The organism is Lactobacillus sp. MRS-253-APC-2B (assembly GCF_012843675.1).
GTDB lineage: Bacteria > Bacillota > Bacilli > Lactobacillales > Lactobacillaceae > Limosilactobacillus > Limosilactobacillus pulli.
The window spans coordinates 171,324-190,948 of record NZ_JABAFO010000001.1 but is presented as its reverse complement, the minus strand read 5'-3'; the positions used below and the strand labels follow the sequence as shown (position 1 = coordinate 190,948).

Here is a 19,625-nt window from a genome sequence, read left to right as displayed (position 1 = left end):
GTAGCGATTCAATCGCTTTTTTTGATAAAATAAAAGCAGCGGAAAAATAATTAAAGGAGGCTTTTGCATGCGCGTACCAATTGTTGCGGGCAACTGGAAGATGAATAAGACGGTTTCAGAGGCCGTTGAATTTGTTAATTACGTTAAAAACGATCTTCCAGACCCTAGTGAGCGTGAAACCATTCTGGCTGCACCCACGCTGTCTTTAACGTCAATGGTACAAGCGGCGAAAGATACGCCGTTAAAAATCGCTGCTGAAAATTGTTATAGTCGAATTGCGGGGGCCTATACCGGCGAAACCAGTCCACGCTCTTTGTCTTTAGCAGGCATTCATCATGTCATCTTAGGGCATTCTGAGCGGCGGCGGCTGTTTAACGAGACCGATGAACTAATCAATCAAAAGGTTCAGGTGGCCTTGCGCAATGGTCTGTGCCCAATCGTCTGCTGTGATGATACAATGGGACGCCGAATTGCCGGTAAGAAGGTTCGCTGGGTTGTCAGCCGCATTCTGGCCGATTTAAAAGGTCTGTCACCGATTGACGTTACCAAGGTTACGATGGCCTTTGAGCCAAGCTGGGCAATCGGTACCGGGCAAAGCGCCGACCCAGAGCAGGCGGCAGAAGGATGCTACCTGATTCGTCAGACGATTCGCGATATGTATGGCGAAGATATTGGCAATGCCGTGCGAATTCTTTATGGTGGCAGCGTCAATGAGACCAATATCAATGCGCTGATGGCCTATGACGATATCGATGGCGTTTTGGTTGGTGGCGCCAGTCTGGACCCCAACCGATTCTTAAAGCTTGTAAACTCTTAAGATAAAGCTTGTTTTAAATTGTTCTGAATAATACAATGGAAAGCGGAAGAACTTTCCAATTTTAAAATGACAGAGGAGAGATTCATCAATGTCACTCATTACTGATATTTATGCTCGTGAAGTCCTGGACTCACGTGGTAACCCAACTGTTGAAGCAGAAGTCTACACTGAAGCTGGCGGTGTTGGCCGCGGTATCGTACCTTCTGGTGCTTCTACTGGTGAACACGAAGCGGTTGAACTTCGCGATGGCGACAAGAACCGTTTTGGCGGCAAGGGCGTTCTGAAGGCCGTTGCTAACGTCAACAACGTAATTGCCAAGGAAATCGTCGGCATGGAAGTTACTGACCAAGTTGCAATCGACAAGGCAATGATCAAGCTTGACGGTACGCCTAACAAGGGCAAGCTGGGTGCCAACGCCATCTTGGCCGTTTCCCTGGCTGCTGCTCGGGCTGCTGCTGATGAACTGCAAGTGCCACTGTACAACTACCTTGGCGGCTTCAACGCTCATCTGCTGCCAACGCCAATGATGAACGTTATCAATGGTGGTGCCCACTCTGACAACAAGGTTGACTTCCAAGAATTCATGATCATGCCAGTTGGTGCACCAACTGTTCGTGAAGCTATCCGTTGGGGTGCGGAAACTTTCCACGCCCTGAAGAAGGAACTGGAAGCTGCTGGTAAGGTTACCTCAGTTGGTGACGAAGGTGGTTTTGCTCCTGACTTTGCCAACAACGAAGAACCATTCCAATACCTGATCAAGGCGATTGAAGACGCTGGCTACAAGCCAGGTAAGGACATTGCCATTGCTTGCGACGTTGCTGCTTCTGAACTTTGGAACGATGAAGACAAGAAGTACAAGCTGCGTTGGTCCACTGGTGAAGAATACACTACTGAAGAATGGATCGAATACCTGACTGGTATCATTGAAAAGTACCCAATCGTATCCGTTGAAGACCCAATCGACGAAAACAACTGGGATGACTGGGTAACGATTACCAACAAGCTGGGTAAGAAGGTTCAACTGGTTGGTGACGACTTCTTCGTTACGAACACGGACTACCTGCGCAAGGGTATCAAGATGGGTGCTGCCAACTCCATCCTGATCAAGCTGAACCAAATCGGTACGCTGACTGAAACGGTTGAAGCGATCGAAATGGCTAAGGAAGCCGGCTACACGGCTATCGTTTCCCACCGTTCTGGTGAAACTGAAGACACGACGATTGCTGACCTGGTTGTTGCTACTAACGCCGGCCAAATCAAGACTGGTTCCATGAGCCGGACTGACCGTCTTGCTAAGTACAACCAACTGATGCGGATCGAAGACAACCTGGGCGACGTTGCTCAATACAAGGGGATTCACTCCTTCTACAACCTGAGCGAACAAGCTCGTCAAGACATCGAAAACCGTTAATTTTTCAATTAATGATTTTAAAGCGTTTGGATTTTTCCAAACGCTTTTTTTTGCGACCGCAAATCTGTGCTAGACTAGTTTAGTAACAAGAATTTTTGGGTGTGAAGAGAAAGTGAAAACTACAAGAATTGCAAGACTCAGGTATGCAAATCTACGTCAGCTTGGCCGCGCCACCATCATTGGCCTGCTTGCCGGACTAGTCGTAAGTTTGTTTCGCTGGGCAATTCAGAATCTGTTAAATGGGGTCATCAGAGCATTTGGATATTTTCATGGTCATCCATTTTGGCTGCTGCCTTGGAGTTTGGCAAGCATACTGGTCGCGCTTTTTTTAGGACGATTGGTGCAGAAAAATCCGGATATTAAAGGTTCTGGGATTCCTCAAGTTGAGGGACAGCTGACAGGACAGTTTGATGAAAAATGGTGGCCGGTGCTGTGGCGCAAGTTTTTTGGTGGCATTATCAGTATTGGCTCGGGGCTGTTCTTGGGGCGAGAAGGTCCCTCGATTCAACTAGGAGCCGCGATCGGTCAAGGAATTGCCGAAAAAAATACCGGTACTGAAATCGAAAGACGCGTTGGGATTGCCAGCGGGGCTGCGGCTGGACTTTCAGCGGCCTTTAATGCTCCAATTGCCAGTACAATGTTTATCTTAGAAGAGGTTTATCATAACTTTTCGCCGTTAGTCTGGCTGTCGGTGTTTATCAGTTCCTTGGCCGCTAATTTAGTATCGATGGCTTTCTTTGGATTAGCGCCAGATCTGAATGTGCCACATGAGGTGCTGCTTCCAGCTTCACAGTACTGGCATCTAATCTTGCTGGGAATCTTACTGGGGCTATTAGGGCGACTGTATCAGGTTGTGATTTTGCAGCTGCCAAAATGGATGCACAAGCTGCATTTCTTAAAACCAGCTTGGTATCCGGTGATTCCGTTTTTACTGGTAATTCCAATTGCCTGGTGGTGGCCGATAACGCTGGGTGGCGGCAATAATCTGGTCGTGGCGTTGCCTAAGATGCCGGCTGAGTTTAAAGTGATGCTGGGATTGTTTATCTTACGCTTTGTTTTTTCCATGATCAGCTATGCTTCTGAGCTGCCCGGGGGGATTTTCTTGCCGATCCTAACGCTGGGTGGCATTATCGGGGCACTCTATTGCGCGATCATGATCCATTGGGGATTGATTCCAGCCAAGTATCTGCCAAATTACGTTATCTGTGCTATGGCCGGCTACTTTGCCTGTATCAGCAAGGCCCCCTTTACGGCGATTTTATTGATTACGGAAATGGTGGGGACGCTGACGCATCTGATGCCCCTGGCGATTGTCTCGATTGTGGCTTGGCTGGTGGTTGATCTGATGGGCGGCACGCCGATTTATGCGGCGATGTTTGCCAACATGATGCACAAACAGCCGCAAAGAGAGCTGTTGGGCCTGACCCAGATGACAACGCCGATTTTTGTGGGTTCCGTACTGGATGGCTGCTTAATTAAGGATTTTGACTGGCCAGCCGGGGCGCTGATCACTTGCATCTATCGTGGTGAAAACCAGCTGATTCCGCATGGCAATACCAGATTAAAGGCTGGTGATACGCTGGTCGTTCAATTGCGCGGTAAAAATCACATTGCCAACCAGGCACGGATCAATGCCGCGGCTCGGCAATCGTTGCATGATTAGCCAAATAACTGGAAATATGGTATGATTTAACGGATATAGCGGGTGAAATAGGAGGAAATCTTTTTTGTATAATACGATTATGACCCTCTTCTTGATTGTCTGCGTCATTTTAATTGCTTGCGTAATGATGCAGCCAGCCAAGAATGACAACGATGCCATGTCCGCTTTGACCGGGGGTGCTGGCGACCTGTTCAGTCGGCGCAAGGCTCGCGGTTTTGAAGCGGTTATGCAGATTGCTACGACCATCTTTGGTGCCCTCTTCTTTATTTTGGCACTGGCGCTGGTCTATGTTTCTTCACACTAGTTTAAGTGCCTCCTGCCAATCTCGGGGGGCTTTTTATTTATTAAAGAGGTATATGGATGACACAATTACAACTTGAAATACTCAAGCGTTTACTCGATCATCAAGAACTCAGCTTTTCGGCTGAAAAAATCGCCCAGCAGCTGGGAATGAACAGAGCTGACCAATTTACGCCGGTCGTGCAGGCACTGGCTCAATTGGAACGTGACAAAAAGGTCATGGTAACGGATCAAGGCGAGTTTAAGGCCGTGATTAAGTCAAAGACGGTCAGTGGGGTCTTTCGGGGAAATGCCAAGGGATTTGGTTTTGTGGCCTACGATCCCGAACAGCCTGATATCTACGTCAATCCCGATCACACTATGCACGCAATGAGCGGTGATGAGGTTGAGGTCAAGATTTTGCGTATGCCAGAACCAGGCAGCGATCAAGGACCAGAAGGACAGGTTACCGAGATTCTGACGCGGCATTATGAGCACGTGGTCGGTGAGTTTAAAAATATTACGATGGGACATTTCATTGGCGAGATTATTCTAAAGGACAAAAAACTCAGTAATTTCCGGTTTTTTGTCACAGATGATGGTCTACACCCAGAAGACAACGAAATCGTTAATGCCACGATTTCTTCTTATCCAAGCGATGAATCGCCACAAATCATGACGGGGATGGTAACTGAAGTAATCGGCGATAAGGATCAGCCCGGTATCGATATTCTCTCCGTCGTTTATGCCCATGACGTTCCGCACGTCTTTCCGCAAGAAGTTATGGACGAGGCCAACGCTATTCCAGACCATGTTTTGCCAGAAGAAAAGAAGGGTCGCAAAGACATTACCGCTCAGCCGCTGGTTACCATCGACAGTATTGAATCAAAGGACCTTGACGATGCCGTAGTTGCCTGGAAATTAGACAATGGCAATTATCACCTGGGCGTTCACATTGCAGACGTTACGCACTACGTTAAGCTTGGCTCAGCACTGGATAAAGAGGCTTTTAAGCGTGGAACTTCAGTCTATTTAACGGACCGGGTAATTCCGATGCTGCCAAAGCGATTGTCAAATGGGATCTGTTCTTTGAATCCAAATGAAGAGCGTTTAGCAATGAGCTGTGAGATGGAAATTGATCCGCAGGGCAATATCGTCAAACACGAAATCTTCCCTAGCGTAATGCGCTCACATGCGCGAATGACCTACAAGGCAGTCAATGCCATCTTAGAAGATCATGATCCGCAGGTAATCAAAGAATATGAGGAACTGGTACCAATGTTTGAGACGATGGGCGAATTGCACCAGATTCTTTTAAAGCATCGACATGACCGTGGTGCGATCGATTTTGACGCACCAGAAGCCAAAATCATTGTTGATGAAGAAGGGCATCCAACTGACATTCAGCTGCGGGAGCGGGGGACTTCAGAACGGATGATCGAATCATTTATGCTGGCAGCCAATGAAACCGTGGCTGAGCATTACTATAAATTGCACGTGCCATTTTTATACCGGATTCATGAAACACCGGATGCTGACCGGATTAAGAGCTTTGCTGAGCTGCTCAGTGTCTTTGGTATTGAGATGAAGGGTGATCTGAAAAACGTCAAGCCAAAGATGCTGCAAGACGTCTTAAAGAGCGTAGAAGGCAAGCCAGAAGAGCAGATGGTTCAGGTAATGATGCTCAGAAGCATGCAGCAGGCTAAATATGCCGATGAAGAGGTCGGACACTTTGGTCTGGGTGCTCAATACTATACGCACTTTACCTCACCGATTCGCCGTTATCCTGATGAAATGGTCCACCGTTTGATCAGCTGGTATGCCGAAAACGGCACGACTGAAAAAGCCAAGTCTAAGTACCGTGATTGGCTGCCAGAAGTGGCTGAGCATACCTCGGTTACCGAACGACGTGGGATCGATACCGAACGGGATGTTGACAGCATGAAGAAGGCCGAATATATGGAAGATCACGTTGGCGAAACGTTTGATGCCGTTGTCAGCTCGGTAATGAAATTTGGCCTGTTCGTGGCCTTGGAAAATACCGTTGAGGGTCTCATTCACATCAGCGTTATGAATGACGACTTTTATGAGTACCTAGAATCCAACATGGCCCTGGTTGGTCGTCGTCATCATCACATCTTCCAGATTGGTCAGCCGGTTAAGGTTAAATTGATTAGAGTTGACAAGGATCAGCGCGAAGTCGACTTTGAGCTGGTCAACCCTGAAGACGCACCAACGACCAAGCTGCGCGTACCGCGTAAAAACGATGGTCGCTTTAACAGTCGTGGGCGCAATAATCGAGATGACAAGCATGGCAAGTTTGGTCGTAATGGTCGCGATAAAAATGGCAGCCAGCGTTCCTACCGCGGTAAGGGCAATGGCAACGGCCGGCGCAGCAATCATCTGTTTGACCGCGGTCCATCGCATCGACATGACGGTGGCAAACGTTCTCAGCGTGGACACAATAACGGTGATCGGCGCTCGCGTTAGGCTTTAACGGGAGGGAAAAAGATGGCAAAAAAATCCCATCACGAAAAAGACGATAATCTGGTTGCCCAAAATAAAAAAGCGCGTCATGATTATGCGGTTTTGGAAACCTATGAGGCCGGCATCGCACTGACTGGAACTGAGATCAAGTCGGTACGGGCTCGCCGCGTCAACCTTAAGGATGGCTTTGCACAGCTGCATAATGGCGAATTATGGCTAATGAACGTGCATATCAGTCAATATGACAATGGTACCTTTTTCAACCATGATCCGCTGCGCAATCGCAAGCTGCTGCTGCATAAAAAAGAAATCAAAAAAATTGCAGGTGAGCTGTCCACCAAAGGGATCACGCTGATTCCACTGAAAATGTACATCAAGCACGGTTATGCCAAGGTGCTGCTTGGTCTGGCCAAGGGTAAGCATGAGTACGACAAGCGTGAATCGATCAAAAAACGTGAGCAGGAGCGTCAGATTGAACGGGTCTTAAAACATTACTGATTTTGGGTAAAATAAAAAGGCTGGGAATTAACTCAACCTCTATGGATAATAATGCCTCAGTGCAGTAGCTGGCTGGCAGTTCAAACGCTGATAAATCAGCATTTGGCTGGCCTAGCCATCCTTGCGGAGGTTCGAAGACAAACTCTGAAAATCGGTCGCAAGCTGATTTTCGGAGTTTTTTCTCACTCTCTTTTTAAATGGTTTGATGAAGACGTTTAAAATGATTTTGACGGTCTTTGAGAACTGTCTTTTGCATAAAACCCATACTCAGATCGCCATTGTCGGTTGAAGACAATGGGTTCAGCTGACTCAGTTTTTCACGCAGCGGCTGGCGATCTTGATGTCTGGCCCAGCGATTGATGATTGTTGCCGTCAGAATTGCCAATGGCTCATCGGCCTGATTGACGACACTTAATCGACTACAAAAGCCCCCGGTATTTTGCACCGGCTCAACCTCAAAAATTAGCCGGCTGCCACAAAAGACCTTGAAGTGTCCGCTCATCAGCGAACCAACGACAATCCAGTTTAAGCCGCGAATATAGATTAGTTCATGAAAAAAGCCCAGTGATTTGCCGATCGTGCCAACTTGTCGCTGATTCAAATAAAGGGCAAACTTTGGCGTCAGCCCAAGTGTCAGCTGCTTGGCTTCTGCCAACAATTCACCGCTCATCGTATATAATGAAAGTGCATCGTAGCGAATGCCCCATTTACCGGCTAAGAGATAGCATGAATGGCCGCTTTCATCGTGAATGACAGTGGCGCCATTCAGATCGGTTGAACGGTCGCGGATGTACAATTGCCGCATGACAGAAATCACCACTTTTCTTAAGTATCTATCACTATTTTAACAGCTGTTGGCAATAAAAACAGTCAATAACGTATCGTAATCATCATAATCATGTTAAAATATTCACGAGGTGCTGACTTTGAAACAACTTATCCATAACGATTGGTGGGGCGTCTTGGAACCCCAGTTTGAATCTGCATATTATGCGCAGCTGCACGCTTTTTTAGCCGATGAGTATGCTCATCAGACGATCTATCCTGAAATGCATCATATTTTTGAAGCTTTTGAATGGACTCCATTTTCAAAGGTAAAAGTGGTAATCTTAGGACAGGATCCTTACCATGGACCGCATCAGGCACATGGCTGCAGCTTTTCGGTTTTGCCGGGGGTCAAGATTCCGCCTTCCTTACAAAATATCTATAAAGAGCTGCAAAGTGACCTTGGCTATCCACCGGTTAATCACGGTTATCTGAAGAAGTGGGCCGATCAAGGCGTACTGCTTTTGAACTCGGTGCTTACCGTGCGGGCTGGTCAAGCATTCTCGCATCGCGGTCATGGTTGGGAGCAGCTTACGGATGCAGCGATTCAAGCGCTGTCGGAACGGCCGCGACCAGTGGTATTTATTCTTTGGGGCAAGGCAGCCCAATCCAAGATTCCTTTGATCAACACGCAGACCAACATCGTTTTACAATCACCGCACCCCAGTCCTTTTTCTGCCAACCGTGGCTTCTTTGGCTCAAAGCCTTTCTCAAAAACCAATGAGGCTCTGGTGGCAATGGGAGAGACGCCAATTGACTGGCGCCTGCCCGAACATGTTGATCTTGTTGCTCAATAGATGCAGACATAGAAGCGAGGTTATGAATAATGGATGTATTTGAACATTTGAAGACACAGCTTTCATCAGCAAACAAGCGGATCGTTTTTCCAGAAGGCGCGGATGAGCGAGTTTTTGGCGCCGCGGCCCGTTTGGCACACGATGGTCTCTTGACGCCAATTCTGCTGGGTAATGAGGCTAAGATCAAAGCAGCCGCAGCACAAAACGACGTTGATTTGACTGGTGTTGAGATTATGGACCCGGCTGCCTATCCAGCTGCTGACTACCAAGCAATGCATGCGGCACTTTTAGAGCGGCGTCACGGTAAGAACACGCCTGAACAAGTCGATGCCATGCTCAAAGACGTCAGCTACTTTGCCACGATGCTGGTTTACATGGGCAAGGTTGACGGAATGGTTTCTGGTGCCATTCACTCAACTGGTGACACGGTCCGGCCAGCTTTGCAGATCGTTAAGACCAAGCCAGGCATCAAGCGGATCAGTGGAGCCTTTTTGATGCAAAAGGGCAATCAGCGCTACATTTTTGCCGACTGTGCCATCAATATCGAGCTGGATGCGCCAACGATGGCTGAGGTTGCTGTGGAAAGCGCCAAGACGGCTAAATTATTTGGCCTTGACCCTCGTGTTGCTATGCTGAGCTTTTCGACCAAGGGATCGGCAAAGGGTGAAATGGTTACTAAAGTGGCTGAGGCAACCAAGCTGGCTCAAGCTGCCGATCCAGAATTGGCAATTGATGGCGAGCTGCAGTTTGATGCTGCCATCGTACCAGCCGTGGCCGAATTAAAGGCCCCTGTCTCTAAGGTAGCTGGGCATGCCAACGTCTTTGTTTTTCCAAGTCTGGAAGCGGGCAATATTGGCTACAAGATTGCCCAGCGTTTGGGCGGCTTTGAAGCGATTGGACCGGTTCTGCAAGGCTTGAACGCGCCAATTGCCGACCTGTCAAGGGGATGCAATGAAGAAGACGTCTACAAGGTTGCCTTGATTACGGCAGCACAGGCATTATAAAATCCAGGTCGTCTGGCAGAAGTCAGGCGGCCTTTTTTGGCTTTATGACGTCGATACGCTAAAATAGAAAGCGTTAGGCCATGGTCAGTAATTTGATCAAAATGGCCAATTCCAGCAAAGGACAATAATAATGACTGAATTAACCTTACACAATCGAGAAGCAACGATGGCAATGGGACAAAAGCTGGCACCATACTTACAAGCTGGTGACGTGATTGTTTTAAACGGTGACCTCGGTGCCGGTAAAACGACCTTCACCAAAGGACTGGCTGCCGGACTTGGTATTAAGGACGTAATCAAAAGCCCAACGTTTACGATCATTCGTGAATATCAATCAGGACGCTTGCCGCTCTATCATATGGATATCTATCGTCTGGAAAATGGCGGTGCCGAAGATTTGGGATTGGAAGAATATTTTGATGGTGATGGCATCAGCGTGGTTGAATGGGCAGAATTTATTGAAGATGAGCTGCCAGCTGATTTTTTGGCAATCAACTTTAAACGTACTGATGACGAAAAGACCCGCGTTTTAAGCTTTGAGCCGCATGGTGCGCGCTTTGAGACAATCGTTAATCAAATGGTGACTGCTCATGACTGAAACAGTAGGAATCAAACTAGCCACGCCAGCAGATGCCCAGGCCATTTTGAAGCTGCTTAGGCAATTATCCTTGGAAAGCGAGGCTATCTTGGTACCGCACTTAGACAAGCTGACGGTTGAGCAGGAAGAATACAGCCTTTATGATATCTGCGAAAGTACGGATTCATTGATTCTATTGGCTCAGTACCAAGATCAGCCAATTGGCATCGTTACGATCATGGGGCTGGCTGATCAGCCTCAAGTCGGCGAGCTGGGTGTAGCCGTCTTAAAAGATTTTTGGCAAAATGGGATTGGCAGCCTATTGGTTGATGAGGCCACATATTGGTTTGAAAACTACAGTACCTTGGAAAAACTGGTTTTAGACGTTTTCAGCGACAACGTACCTGCAATCAGACTGTATCAAAAATATGGCTTCATCAAAACGGGTGATGCAACGATTGAAGACCAAAACAAGCATCCCCGCTCGGCAGTCTTGATGGAGTATCGCTCGTCAACAGATAATAAAAATGACTAACTCACGTCTGCTAGGGCATGAAATACGCTTAATGGCGATTTCATGCTTTTTATTTACCTATTATTTACTCATATTTACTAAATAAGGTATAATCAATGTACACAAATCAGTATAAGAGGTGAAAATATGGTTACCATCAAAGAGATTGCCCAACGATCCGGCTATTCTCCAGCTACGGTCTCACGACTGCTTAACAATGATCAGACGCTTTCGGTTACGCAGACGACGCGCAATAAGATTTTAAAAGTCGCCAATCAGCTTGGCTACTGGCAGGATCGTAAAAAGCCAGCAATTGCGCCTTCAATCGCATTGCTGTTTCGAATGAACAATCAAGAGCAGCTGCAGGATTCTTATTTTGCCAGCTTAAAGGATGCATTGTTGGAAACAATCGAAGATGCCGGCATGCGCGTAAAAGTCTTTCAGTATGCTGAGGAGCTGATTGACAATGCCGAGGACTTTCAAGGCTTTTTGTGTGTTGGTGATGACCAGGTTGAGTTGAGCATTTTTAAGCGGCTGCATCGCTTGCTGCCAGCTGGGGTATTTGTTGATACGGATCCCTTGCCACATCTTTTTGACTCGGTTCAGCCCAATCTGACCATGACGGTACGTGATGCCTTAGAGCAGTTTGCTGATGCTGGCTATCAACGAATTGCCTTTATTGGCGGGGTTGGTCCACGAATCGGCAAGCACCCAAGACGGCGCGACTCACGAGAAGCGGCATTTAAAATCGTAGCTGAAGAGATGGGTTTTAAGCAGGCCGATGTCTTTTCAGATGGTGCGTTTAGCGTGCTGAATGGGCGTCAGCTCGGAGAAAAAGCCGTCAAAAAATATGGCGATCAATTGCCTGAAGGCTTTTTAATCGCTTCAGATACCATGAGCGTAGGAGTGCTGCAGGCGTTTAACGATGCTGGTGTGATCGTGCCACGCGATACCAGTATCATCAGCATCAACAACAGTGATATTTCTGAATACGTTTCGCCACCATTATCGACTTATAACATTAATCAACAGGTAATCTCACGCATGGCCCTGAATATTTTAAAAGATGCCATTGCCAATCCGAAGCGTCCCCATGTTCATGCAATGGTCGATACCAATTTAATCGTGCGCGAAAGTTTTAAATTGAAATAAACTGAAAGATGCCCTGGTTAGCTAAGCTATCCCGATAAATCATTTACTAAATAAAGTAAATGATTTATTTTTATTGATAAATTATTTACTTTGCTCGTTAAATGCGTACAATATAATCTGTAAGCGATTTCAAATAAATGCATTTAGATTGAAACGATCGATTACGAGATGGATTTGAGTGAGAGTAAATAAGGGGGCATTATCGTGGATACTACCACCAAAGCTGCCGCACCACGGCAGCATTTAACTAAGCAGCAGTGGATTTCGCGCTCGGCATTTTGTTTTGGAAACGTTGGCCACTCTGCTTTTTATGGCGTAATGAGCAATTATTTCATTATTTTCGTTACCAGCGGCATGTTTGCCGGACTAAGCAAATCAGTTGCCGACCGTTTGATTGGCTTGATCACCGGTTTGATTGTTGGCGTGCGGATTATCGAGTTGGTGATTGATCCATTGCTGGGTAATATTGTCGACAACACGCACACTCGCTGGGGGAAGTTCAAGCCTTGGATTTTATGGGGCAACATTGTCAGCGGCGCACTGCTCTTGGTATTATTTACCGGGATTTTTGGCCTGGCCAAGGTAAACTGGGTACTGTTTGCCGTTTTGTTCGTTGTAATTTTCATTACATTTGATATTTTTTATTCATTTTCCGATGTGTCATATTGGGGCATGGTACCAGCGCTGAGTGAAGATTCACATGAGCGCAGTATCTATACGTCATTGGGAGCTTTTGCCGGTACGATCGGCTGGAACGGTTTGACGATCATCGTGGTACCGATTGTAACGACCTTTCCCTACCTGGCAACTGGACACCGCAATGAGGGTCCAGCCGGCTGGTTTGCTTTTGCGGCGATCGTAACGGTGCTGGCGCTTTTAAGTGCTTTGGCAGTCTGCCTTGGCACTAAAGAAAACGATAATATCATTCGGCAGTCGGCCAAGCAAAAGACGTCAATCAAAGACGTCTTTTCCGCAATCTTTCATAATGATCAGATTATGTGGCCAGCGCTAGCATATTTGATGTATTCATGTGCCTATGTCATTACCAATGGCGTTTTGTTCTATCTGTACAAGTTTGTAATCGGTCAGCCTGGTCATTTCTGGGTTGTTGGGGTCATTGCTACGATCGTGGGCTTCTTTGTCAGTCCGCTGTTCCCGATTTTTAACAAGTACGTACCAAGAAAATGGCTGTTTACGATTGGTCAGTGCTGCATGGTTGTGGCCTATCTGATTTTTATCTTTGGCCGCAGCAACGTTTATGTCATGGATTTGGGACTGGTTTTGTTCAACGTCAACTGTGCGCAGTTGGTTACCGTTTTGACGCTGACGGACGCAATTGAATATGGTCAGCTTAAGACCGGTCAGCGTAACGAAGCCGTTGTGTTGGCAGTACGACCAATGATTGATAAATTAACCGGGGCCATCTCAAACGGTCTGGTTGGTTGGATCGCTTTGGCCTGTGGTATGACTGGCAGCGCCACGGCAGCCGATATGACTGCTAAAAGCATTCGGACGTTTGACAGCATGGCTTTCTATATTCCAATGGTACTGGCGCTGCTTTCAATCGTTATTTTCTTAAGCAAGGTTACGCTTAGCGAAAAGAAGCATGCCCAAGTAGTTGAAGAATTAAAGACCGAACTGGCAGCCGGTAATGATGCCGAAGAAACCGTCGTTGACGAAAATCAGGCAGCGGTGACGCTGTTGGCACCGGTTGATGGTGAGGTTGTTGATTTAGCTAACGTCACTAATGAGGACGGCACCAAAGGCTTTCCAGGCAGTGGCTTTGCCATTAAGCCTGCTGATGGACGCATCTATGCACCATTTGACGGTAAGATCCGCTTTGCCTTTTCAACTCGGCATGCTTTTGAAATTGAGGCTGAAAATGGCGTTGGCCTAGTCATTCATGTTGGTATCGGTACGGTTAACATGCGAGGCGAAGGATTCAATACGCACTTCCAGGAGGGACAGACGGTACATGCCGGTGAGCTGCTGTTAGAGTTCAATCGTGACCTGATCTTACAAAGCGGCTATGATGATATTGTCGTAACGTTCTTGACCCAGCCACAAAAAGTACAGCTGCAAGAACTTAAGACCGGCGTCAAGGTTGTCCATGGTCAGCCGATCGCCAAAGCGGAGATCAAAAAGTAAAGGCTGGGAGGAGAGATTATGAAAAAAGGACTGCCAACTGTTTTATATGGTGGTGACTACAATCCTGATCAGTGGCCAGAAAACGATTGGGATAAGGATATCGCAGTTTTTAAACAGGCCGATATCAATTCGGCAACGATCAATGTTTTTTCGTGGGCACTTTTGGAACCACGTGAATGTGAATATCATTTTGAAAAGCTGGATCGCGTTATTGAAAAACTAAGTCAAGCCGACTTTAAGATTGTTTTGGCAACGTCAACGGCAGCTATGCCGGCCTGGATGTTTAAAAAATATCCAGACGTAGCACGAGTCGACTATCAAGGACGGCGGCATGTCTTTGGCCAGCGCCATAATTTCTGTCCCAGCTCGACCAACTATCGCCGACTGGCAAAAAATCTGGTTGACCAATTGGCAAAACGCTATGCCGACAATTCGCATATCGTGGCTTGGCACGTTAATAACGAGTATGGCGGCAACTGCTATTGCGAAAACTGCCGATTAGCCTTTCAAAAATGGCTCAAACAGCGCTATCAGACGTTGGATAATCTAAATCGCGCCTGGGACAACAGTGTCTGGAGCCATACGATCTATGACTGGGATGAGATTCAAGTGCCCAATGAGCTGGGCGACGCCTGGGGAGCTGAGGGCACGCATACGATCGTGGCGGGGTTGTCAGTAGATTATCTGCGCTTTCAGTCTGATGCCATGTTGGATCTGTATAATCTGGAAAAGCGGACGATTGAAGAATATGACGATCAAACACCGATTTTGACCAATTTTCATGGGACGCCAAATAAGTGGATTGATTATCATGCCTGGGCCAAAGATCAAGACATTATTGCCTATGACAGCTATCCGGCCTATGATGAGCCTGCTTATGAAGCTGCGTTTCGCTACGATTTGATGCGTGGGTTAAAGCATCAGCCGTTTATGCTGATGGAATCGACGCCATCGCAAGTCAATTGGCAGCCATACAGTCCTTTGAAACGGCCCAACCAAATGCGGGCAACTGAGCTGCAAGCTGTCGCACACGGGGCCGATACCGTTCAGTATTTCCAGCTCAAGCAGGCCGTAGGGGGCTCTGAGAAATTCCATGGCGCCGTCATCAGTCATTCGCAGCGTACCGATACCAGGGCTTTTCAAGAAGTTGCACAGCTGGGTCATGATCTGAAAAAAGCGGGTAGGGCCTTTAAAGATGCCGCCATCCCCGCCAAAGCAGCCATTGTGTTTGACTGGAGCAATTTTTGGGCGTTTGAGTACGTAGCCGGTATTACGCAAGATCTGAAATACGTGCCATTGATTCTGGACTATTACAAGCAGTTTTATGAGCGCCAGATTCCGGTTGACGTGATTGGTACGGACGATGATTTTTCTCAATATGATCTGATTGTGGCACCGGTTCTGTATATGGTAAAAAAGGGACTGGGTGAAAAAATCAGTGCGTATGTTCAAAATGGCGGCCAATTGCTGACTACTTATGCATCTGGGATGGTTGATGAATCTGATAATGTTTATCTGGGCGGCTATCCGGGACCTTTGAGTGAGATTTTGGGAATCTGGGTTGAAGAAACTGATGCCACGGTGCCTGGTCAGACTGTGCAGGTCGCTTTTGAAAATAACCCAAAAGTCAGCTTTAACGGACGACTGCTTTGTGATCAGATTCATCTAACCAGTTCAAAAGCGCGGGTGCTGGCTCATTATGCCAGTGAGTTTTATGCTGGTACGCCTGCCGTGGTCGAAAACTCGTTTGGCAAGGGTCAGGCTTGGTATGTCGGCACGCGGCTGGATCATGACGGGCTTAGTCAGGTGATTGATCGGGTTGTTGAAAAGACCGATCTTAAGCGCCTGTGCACAGAAAAGACCGATCTGGAAATCACCCGCCGCGTTAGAAATGGTCAGGAACTCTATTTCGTGCTTAATATGAGAAATGAAGCAAGACCTTTGCCGGTTGAGTTGCAGCAGGCTGGATTTATCGACATTTTGACCCAGGCTGCACCCAAAGCTCAGCTTAAGCCATGGGACGTTGAGATATTGAAACGGACCATGACTGACTAGCCTTTCTAAAGGCATCATTAAAACTCCCTTGATCGGCAGTCAGCCGATCCAAAAAAGCATCGCCAATTTTGACGATGCTTTTTGTATTGAAGATGATCAGACGCTTTTAATAAATGGTTTGAGCATTTCGGGACCAAATTGGTGATTTTGCGTCAGCAAGATATTGGCACAGGCCTGGGCATCATCAAGAGCGTTGTGATGATGATGCAGATCAATGTTTAATGCGTTACAGATGGTGTTGAGTTTGTGATCGGGCAATTGTGGCCAGAACTGGCGGCTGGTCTTTAACGTATCCAGTGATAAAAAGCGCGGTACCGGCAGTTCATAATGAGTCAGTGTATTTTTGAGAACGCTGTTGTCAAAGGCGGCGTTATGGGCAATCACCAGCTTGTTGGCATCAAAGAAGGTTTGGATGTGATCCCAGACCTCAGGGAAAATCGGGGCGTTAGCAACTTCGCTTTCATGAATGCCATGAATCTGTACGTTGCGCCAGAAAAAAGGCGTCTGGGGATTGATTAAGGTATAGAATTCATCAACGATTTGATTTTGCCGGACGATTACCAAAGAAAGCGAACAAGCCGACCAACGCTTGCCGCTGGCGGTTTCGAAGTCCATTGCCACAAAATTCATAAAAATTCCTCCTGTGATTAAAGACTGGGCAGCTGAACGTCCAATTCAACGGGACAGTGATCACTGCCAAGAATCTGATCATGGATCTTGGCATCAACCAAATGTGAGTCAAGATCGGCTGAAGCAACGAAATAATCAATCCGCCAACCAGCATTGCGCTGACGAGCGTGGAAACGATAGCTCCACCAAGAATAGCTGTGCTCTTGATCAGGATAGAAATAGCGGAACGTATCGGTAAAACCGCTTTTTAGCAGCTTGGAAAAATCTTGCCGCTCCGCATCGGTGAAACCAGGATGATGATGATTGCTCTGCGGATTTTTTAAGTCGATTTCTTGATGAGCTACGTTGAGATCGCCACACCAAACGATACTTTTTTGCTGACTGAGCTGATTAATGTATCCATAAAAAGCTTCATTAAAGCCACGCCGAAAATCCAAACGCTTCAGTTCAGTACCGGAATTGGGCACATAGGTATTAATCAGATAGAAATCAGGATACTCTAAAGTGATGACGCGGCCTTCATGATCAAATTCCGGTACGCCGATGCCATATTTAATGTTAAGCGGGGTTTGCTTGGCAAAGATAGCCGTACCTGAATAGCCCTTTTTTTCGGCATAGTTCCAGTATTGGTGATAGCCAGGCAAATCAAGATCCAATTGGCCAGGCGCTAGTTTGGTTTCTTGAACGCAGAAAAAATCAGCATCCAGATCGTTGAAAGTTTGCATAAAGCCGTGCCTGATCGCGGCTCTTAAGCCATTGACGTTCCATGAGACAAATTTGGTCATTGCAATCAACCTCACAAAAAATTATCTGATCTTATTGTAAGGGTTCAGAACATTAAAATCCAAAACAAACAATGCTACAATAAGAAAAGATTGACGAATTTTTGTTGAGAAAGTGAGAGAACAAATTTATGGCAAATAATCTGATGCAGGAATTTCCTGATATTCAAATTCTAAAAGACGAACCGCTGTCAAAGTATACCAATACCAAGACAGGCGGTCCGGCAGACTGGCTGGCGTTTCCCAAAAACGTTGATGAAGTCGAAAAGCTGGTTCAATATGCTGATCAAAATACCATGCCGCTGACGGTAATCGGCAATGCCAGCAATCTAATCGTCCGTGATGGCGGTATTGAAGGCCTAACGATGATCTTGACTCAAATGAATGGGATTCAAGTTGAAGGCAACCGCGTCATTGCTCAGGCTGGGGCCTCATATATTGAGACAACCAAGGTGGCTCGCGATCATTCACTGAGTGGTCTGGAATTTGCTGCCGGCATCCCTGGCAGTGTTGGTGGGGCCATTTTTATGAATGCCGGTGCCTATGGTGGTGAGACCAAAAACGTTGCTGCTGAGGTTACGGCAATGCTGCCTGATGGGACGATCAAGCACTATGACAACGAAGCACTCGATTTTGGCTATCGTCACAGCTCAATTCAAGACAACCACGGGATCGTCTTGGAAGCTGTTTTTGAACTTAAGCCTGGTAATCAAGCAGAGATTACGGCAATGATGGATGATCTTAACGCCCGGCGTGCCGCCAAGCAGCCTCTGGAACTGCCATCATGCGGCTCGGTCTTTAAGCGCCCCGAGGGATACTTTGCCGGTAAATTAATTCATGATGCAGGATTGCAGGGATATACTTCGGGCGGAGCTCAGGTTTCAACCAAGCATGCTGGTTTTATAGTTAATGTCGACCATGGTACGGCAACGGACTACCTAAACGTGATCCATCACGTGCAAGAGACCGTTAAAGAAAAGTTTGGCGTCAGTCTGGAAACCGAGGTTCGAATTATCGGCCGCGAAGCCTAATAAATTGATTTATTCAAGAGCCTGGGAATAAAGTCTCAAAACAGAAAAATGGCTGAAGATTGCGTTGCTTAAAACGTTGATCTTCGGCCATTTCCATTATTAAAGTTGTTTTATTTTGTCAGAAAAATTAGTTTTTTCCAGCTTCAAAAATTAACTCAGCCTCTAACTACGTATAGATGATGATGCTTGAGCACAGTACTGGCTGACGATTCAAACGCTGATAAATCAACGTTTGGCCAATCACATAAAATCGGTGCGACTGATCATCTGCAGACACCAATAAATCAGCAGCTGCAACAGAGTTATGATCAATACGAACTCAAGCATTGGCCAGCTCCAGATGCTTAAAAGCTGTTTAAAAAACCATGAAGGCGTGATGAAAAGGTAGATTGAGTGCAGCCGCAAAAAACGGCCGATATAGATACCAACGCCGGCCAGAAAAGAGAAGAGCGCAATCCAGATTAAGTGAAAGCCGGTGATTTTAGGCGTCAGCATTTTCTCCAAAAGCCGGCTGATGCGAGTTATCTCAACCGTACCAAAGATCGCACAGCTGAATGCTGAAAGCACCATTAATGCAAAGGCCAGCCACATTTTAGGATCGGAGCGTAAAATACCGGTTGTACTGGTATGAGGATGCAGCCATGAGAGATGAAAAAGATCGGTCATGACATAGGGCGTGTTGGGATAAAAAACCAGCCATAAGACCAGCAGTGCCCAAAAAGCCAAGGAGCGGCGATCAGCAAAATGCTGCACCCAAAAGCTGAACTCGATTGGCAAATAAGCCAAAAAAACGTTTAAAACCATAAAGTTAAATGGCGACTTGAGCAGCAGCTGCAAAGTCGTCAGCAGAATCAGAAAATAAAGCCGTAGCTTCCATTGATAGGATAGTTTAGGCAAAAAACCACCTCTTAAAAAATTCTTATGCCTAGCATAACAGACAACGTGGTAGATAGGC

18 protein-coding genes are annotated in these 19,625 nt (G+C 46.8%); 14 read left to right on the top strand and 4 right to left on the bottom strand.

What is annotated here, in order from left to right; translation table 11 throughout:
- Positions 1-67 precede the first annotated feature (67 nt).
- From tpiA to smpB, 6 genes are all read left to right on the top strand, one after another.
- Positions 68-817 (top strand): triose-phosphate isomerase, encoded by a 750-nt coding sequence (tpiA, locus tag HF864_RS00925; protein ID WP_169461257.1) that lies wholly within the window; start codon positions 68-70, stop codon positions 815-817.
- A gap of 88 nt (positions 818-905) precedes the next feature.
- The gene (gene eno / locus HF864_RS00920; RefSeq protein ID WP_033934339.1) at positions 906-2,228 is read left to right on the top strand and encodes a phosphopyruvate hydratase; all 1,323 of its coding nucleotides are present in this window, start codon (positions 906-908) and stop codon (positions 2,226-2,228) included.
- 112 nt (positions 2,229-2,340) lie between these two features.
- Entirely contained in the window at positions 2,341-3,891 is a 1,551-nt protein-coding gene (locus tag HF864_RS00915; RefSeq protein ID WP_169461256.1) for a ClC family H(+)/Cl(-) exchange transporter, read from the top strand.
- A 64-nt stretch (positions 3,892-3,955) separates the two neighbouring features.
- Positions 3,956-4,195 (top strand): preprotein translocase subunit SecG, encoded by a 240-nt coding sequence (secG, locus tag HF864_RS00910; RefSeq protein ID WP_033934341.1) that lies wholly within the window; start codon positions 3,956-3,958, stop codon positions 4,193-4,195.
- Positions 4,196-4,251: 56 nt separating this feature from the next.
- Complete coding sequence (gene rnr / locus HF864_RS00905; protein ID WP_169461255.1) at positions 4,252-6,660, top strand: ribonuclease R; 2,409 nt, start codon at positions 4,252-4,254, stop codon at positions 6,658-6,660.
- Between the two features lie 21 nt (positions 6,661-6,681).
- Complete coding sequence (smpB, locus tag HF864_RS00900) at positions 6,682-7,155, top strand: SsrA-binding protein SmpB (RefSeq protein WP_169461254.1); 474 nt, start codon at positions 6,682-6,684, stop codon at positions 7,153-7,155.
- A 193-nt stretch (positions 7,156-7,348) separates the two neighbouring features.
- Here smpB and HF864_RS00895 read toward each other — a convergent pair whose 3' ends face one another.
- Positions 7,349-7,960, bottom strand: a complete 612-nt coding sequence (locus tag HF864_RS00895) for a hypothetical protein (RefSeq protein ID WP_169461253.1) — start codon at positions 7,958-7,960, stop codon at positions 7,349-7,351.
- Between the two features lie 121 nt (positions 7,961-8,081).
- Between HF864_RS00895 and HF864_RS00890 the strand changes: the two genes are divergently transcribed.
- The 7 genes from HF864_RS00890 to HF864_RS00860 all read left to right on the top strand — a co-directional run bounded on the left by HF864_RS00890 (position 8,082) and on the right by HF864_RS00860 (position 16,227).
- The gene (locus HF864_RS00890; protein ID WP_169461252.1) at positions 8,082-8,777 is read left to right on the top strand and encodes a uracil-DNA glycosylase; all 696 of its coding nucleotides are present in this window, start codon (positions 8,082-8,084) and stop codon (positions 8,775-8,777) included.
- 29 nt (positions 8,778-8,806) lie between these two features.
- Positions 8,807-9,781: a phosphate acetyltransferase gene (pta, locus tag HF864_RS00885; protein ID WP_169461251.1), complete on the top strand. Its 975-nt coding sequence runs from the start codon at positions 8,807-8,809 to the stop codon at positions 9,779-9,781.
- Positions 9,782-9,911: 130 nt separating this feature from the next.
- The gene (gene tsaE, locus HF864_RS00880; protein ID WP_169461250.1) at positions 9,912-10,379 is read left to right on the top strand and encodes a tRNA (adenosine(37)-N6)-threonylcarbamoyltransferase complex ATPase subunit type 1 TsaE; all 468 of its coding nucleotides are present in this window, start codon (positions 9,912-9,914) and stop codon (positions 10,377-10,379) included.
- The gene (locus HF864_RS00875) at positions 10,372-10,893 is read left to right on the top strand and encodes a GNAT family N-acetyltransferase (protein WP_169461249.1); all 522 of its coding nucleotides are present in this window, start codon (positions 10,372-10,374) and stop codon (positions 10,891-10,893) included. The genes tsaE and HF864_RS00875 overlap by 8 nt, the downstream gene beginning before the upstream one ends.
- 126 nt (positions 10,894-11,019) lie before the next feature.
- A complete protein-coding gene (locus tag HF864_RS00870) occupies positions 11,020-12,024 on the top strand; it encodes a LacI family DNA-binding transcriptional regulator (protein ID WP_169461248.1) in 1,005 nt (334 codons plus the stop codon).
- Positions 12,025-12,228: 204 nt separating this feature from the next.
- Positions 12,229-14,172, top strand: a complete 1,944-nt coding sequence (locus HF864_RS00865; protein WP_169461247.1) for a PTS sugar transporter subunit IIA — start codon at positions 12,229-12,231, stop codon at positions 14,170-14,172.
- Between the two features lie 18 nt (positions 14,173-14,190).
- Positions 14,191-16,227, top strand: coding sequence for a beta-galactosidase (locus HF864_RS00860; protein ID WP_169461246.1), 2,037 nt, complete (start codon positions 14,191-14,193; stop codon positions 16,225-16,227).
- Positions 16,228-16,323: 96 nt separating this feature from the next.
- Here the strand turns inward: HF864_RS00860 and HF864_RS00855 are convergent, their stop codons facing one another.
- On the bottom strand, positions 16,324-16,857 hold the full coding sequence (locus HF864_RS00855) for a 3'-5' exonuclease (protein ID WP_169461245.1): 534 nt from the start codon (positions 16,855-16,857) through the stop codon (positions 16,324-16,326).
- Between the two features lie 17 nt (positions 16,858-16,874).
- Positions 16,875-17,642: an exodeoxyribonuclease III gene (locus HF864_RS00850; protein ID WP_169461244.1), complete on the bottom strand. Its 768-nt coding sequence runs from the start codon at positions 17,640-17,642 to the stop codon at positions 16,875-16,877.
- A 128-nt stretch (positions 17,643-17,770) separates the two neighbouring features.
- Here HF864_RS00850 and murB point away from each other — a divergent pair, with 128 nt between their 5' ends.
- Entirely contained in the window at positions 17,771-18,670 is a 900-nt protein-coding gene (murB, locus tag HF864_RS00845) for a UDP-N-acetylmuramate dehydrogenase (RefSeq protein ID WP_169461243.1), read from the top strand.
- A 240-nt stretch (positions 18,671-18,910) separates the two neighbouring features.
- Here murB and HF864_RS00840 read toward each other — a convergent pair whose 3' ends face one another.
- Positions 18,911-19,567: a DUF1361 domain-containing protein gene (locus tag HF864_RS00840; protein WP_240936842.1), complete on the bottom strand. Its 657-nt coding sequence runs from the start codon at positions 19,565-19,567 to the stop codon at positions 18,911-18,913.
- Positions 19,568-19,625 lie beyond the last annotated feature (58 nt).

Excerpts from the sequence above, each read along its gene's own strand:
- HF864_RS00855 (WP_169461245.1), bottom strand. The coding sequence starts at position 16,857 with ATGAATTTTGTGGCAATGGACTTCGAAACCGCCAGCGGCAAGCGTTGG.
- murB (WP_169461243.1), top strand. The coding sequence starts at position 17,771 with ATGGCAAATAATCTGATGCAGGAATTTCCTGATATTCAAATTCTAAAA.
- HF864_RS00850 (WP_169461244.1), bottom strand. The coding sequence starts at position 17,642 with ATGACCAAATTTGTCTCATGGAACGTCAATGGCTTAAGAGCCGCGATC.
- smpB (WP_169461254.1), top strand. The coding sequence starts at position 6,682 with ATGGCAAAAAAATCCCATCACGAAAAAGACGATAATCTGGTTGCCCAA.
- HF864_RS00870 (WP_169461248.1), top strand. The coding sequence starts at position 11,020 with ATGGTTACCATCAAAGAGATTGCCCAACGATCCGGCTATTCTCCAGCT.
- rnr (WP_169461255.1), top strand. The coding sequence starts at position 4,252 with ATGACACAATTACAACTTGAAATACTCAAGCGTTTACTCGATCATCAA.
- tpiA (WP_169461257.1), top strand. The coding sequence starts at position 68 with ATGCGCGTACCAATTGTTGCGGGCAACTGGAAGATGAATAAGACGGTT.
- tsaE (WP_169461250.1), top strand. The coding sequence starts at position 9,912 with ATGACTGAATTAACCTTACACAATCGAGAAGCAACGATGGCAATGGGA.
- HF864_RS00860 (WP_169461246.1), top strand. The coding sequence starts at position 14,191 with ATGAAAAAAGGACTGCCAACTGTTTTATATGGTGGTGACTACAATCCT.
- eno (WP_033934339.1), top strand. The coding sequence starts at position 906 with ATGTCACTCATTACTGATATTTATGCTCGTGAAGTCCTGGACTCACGT.
- HF864_RS00895 (WP_169461253.1), bottom strand. The coding sequence starts at position 7,960 with ATGCGGCAATTGTACATCCGCGACCGTTCAACCGATCTGAATGGCGCC.
- pta (WP_169461251.1), top strand. The coding sequence starts at position 8,807 with ATGGATGTATTTGAACATTTGAAGACACAGCTTTCATCAGCAAACAAG.
- HF864_RS00875 (WP_169461249.1), top strand. The coding sequence starts at position 10,372 with ATGACTGAAACAGTAGGAATCAAACTAGCCACGCCAGCAGATGCCCAG.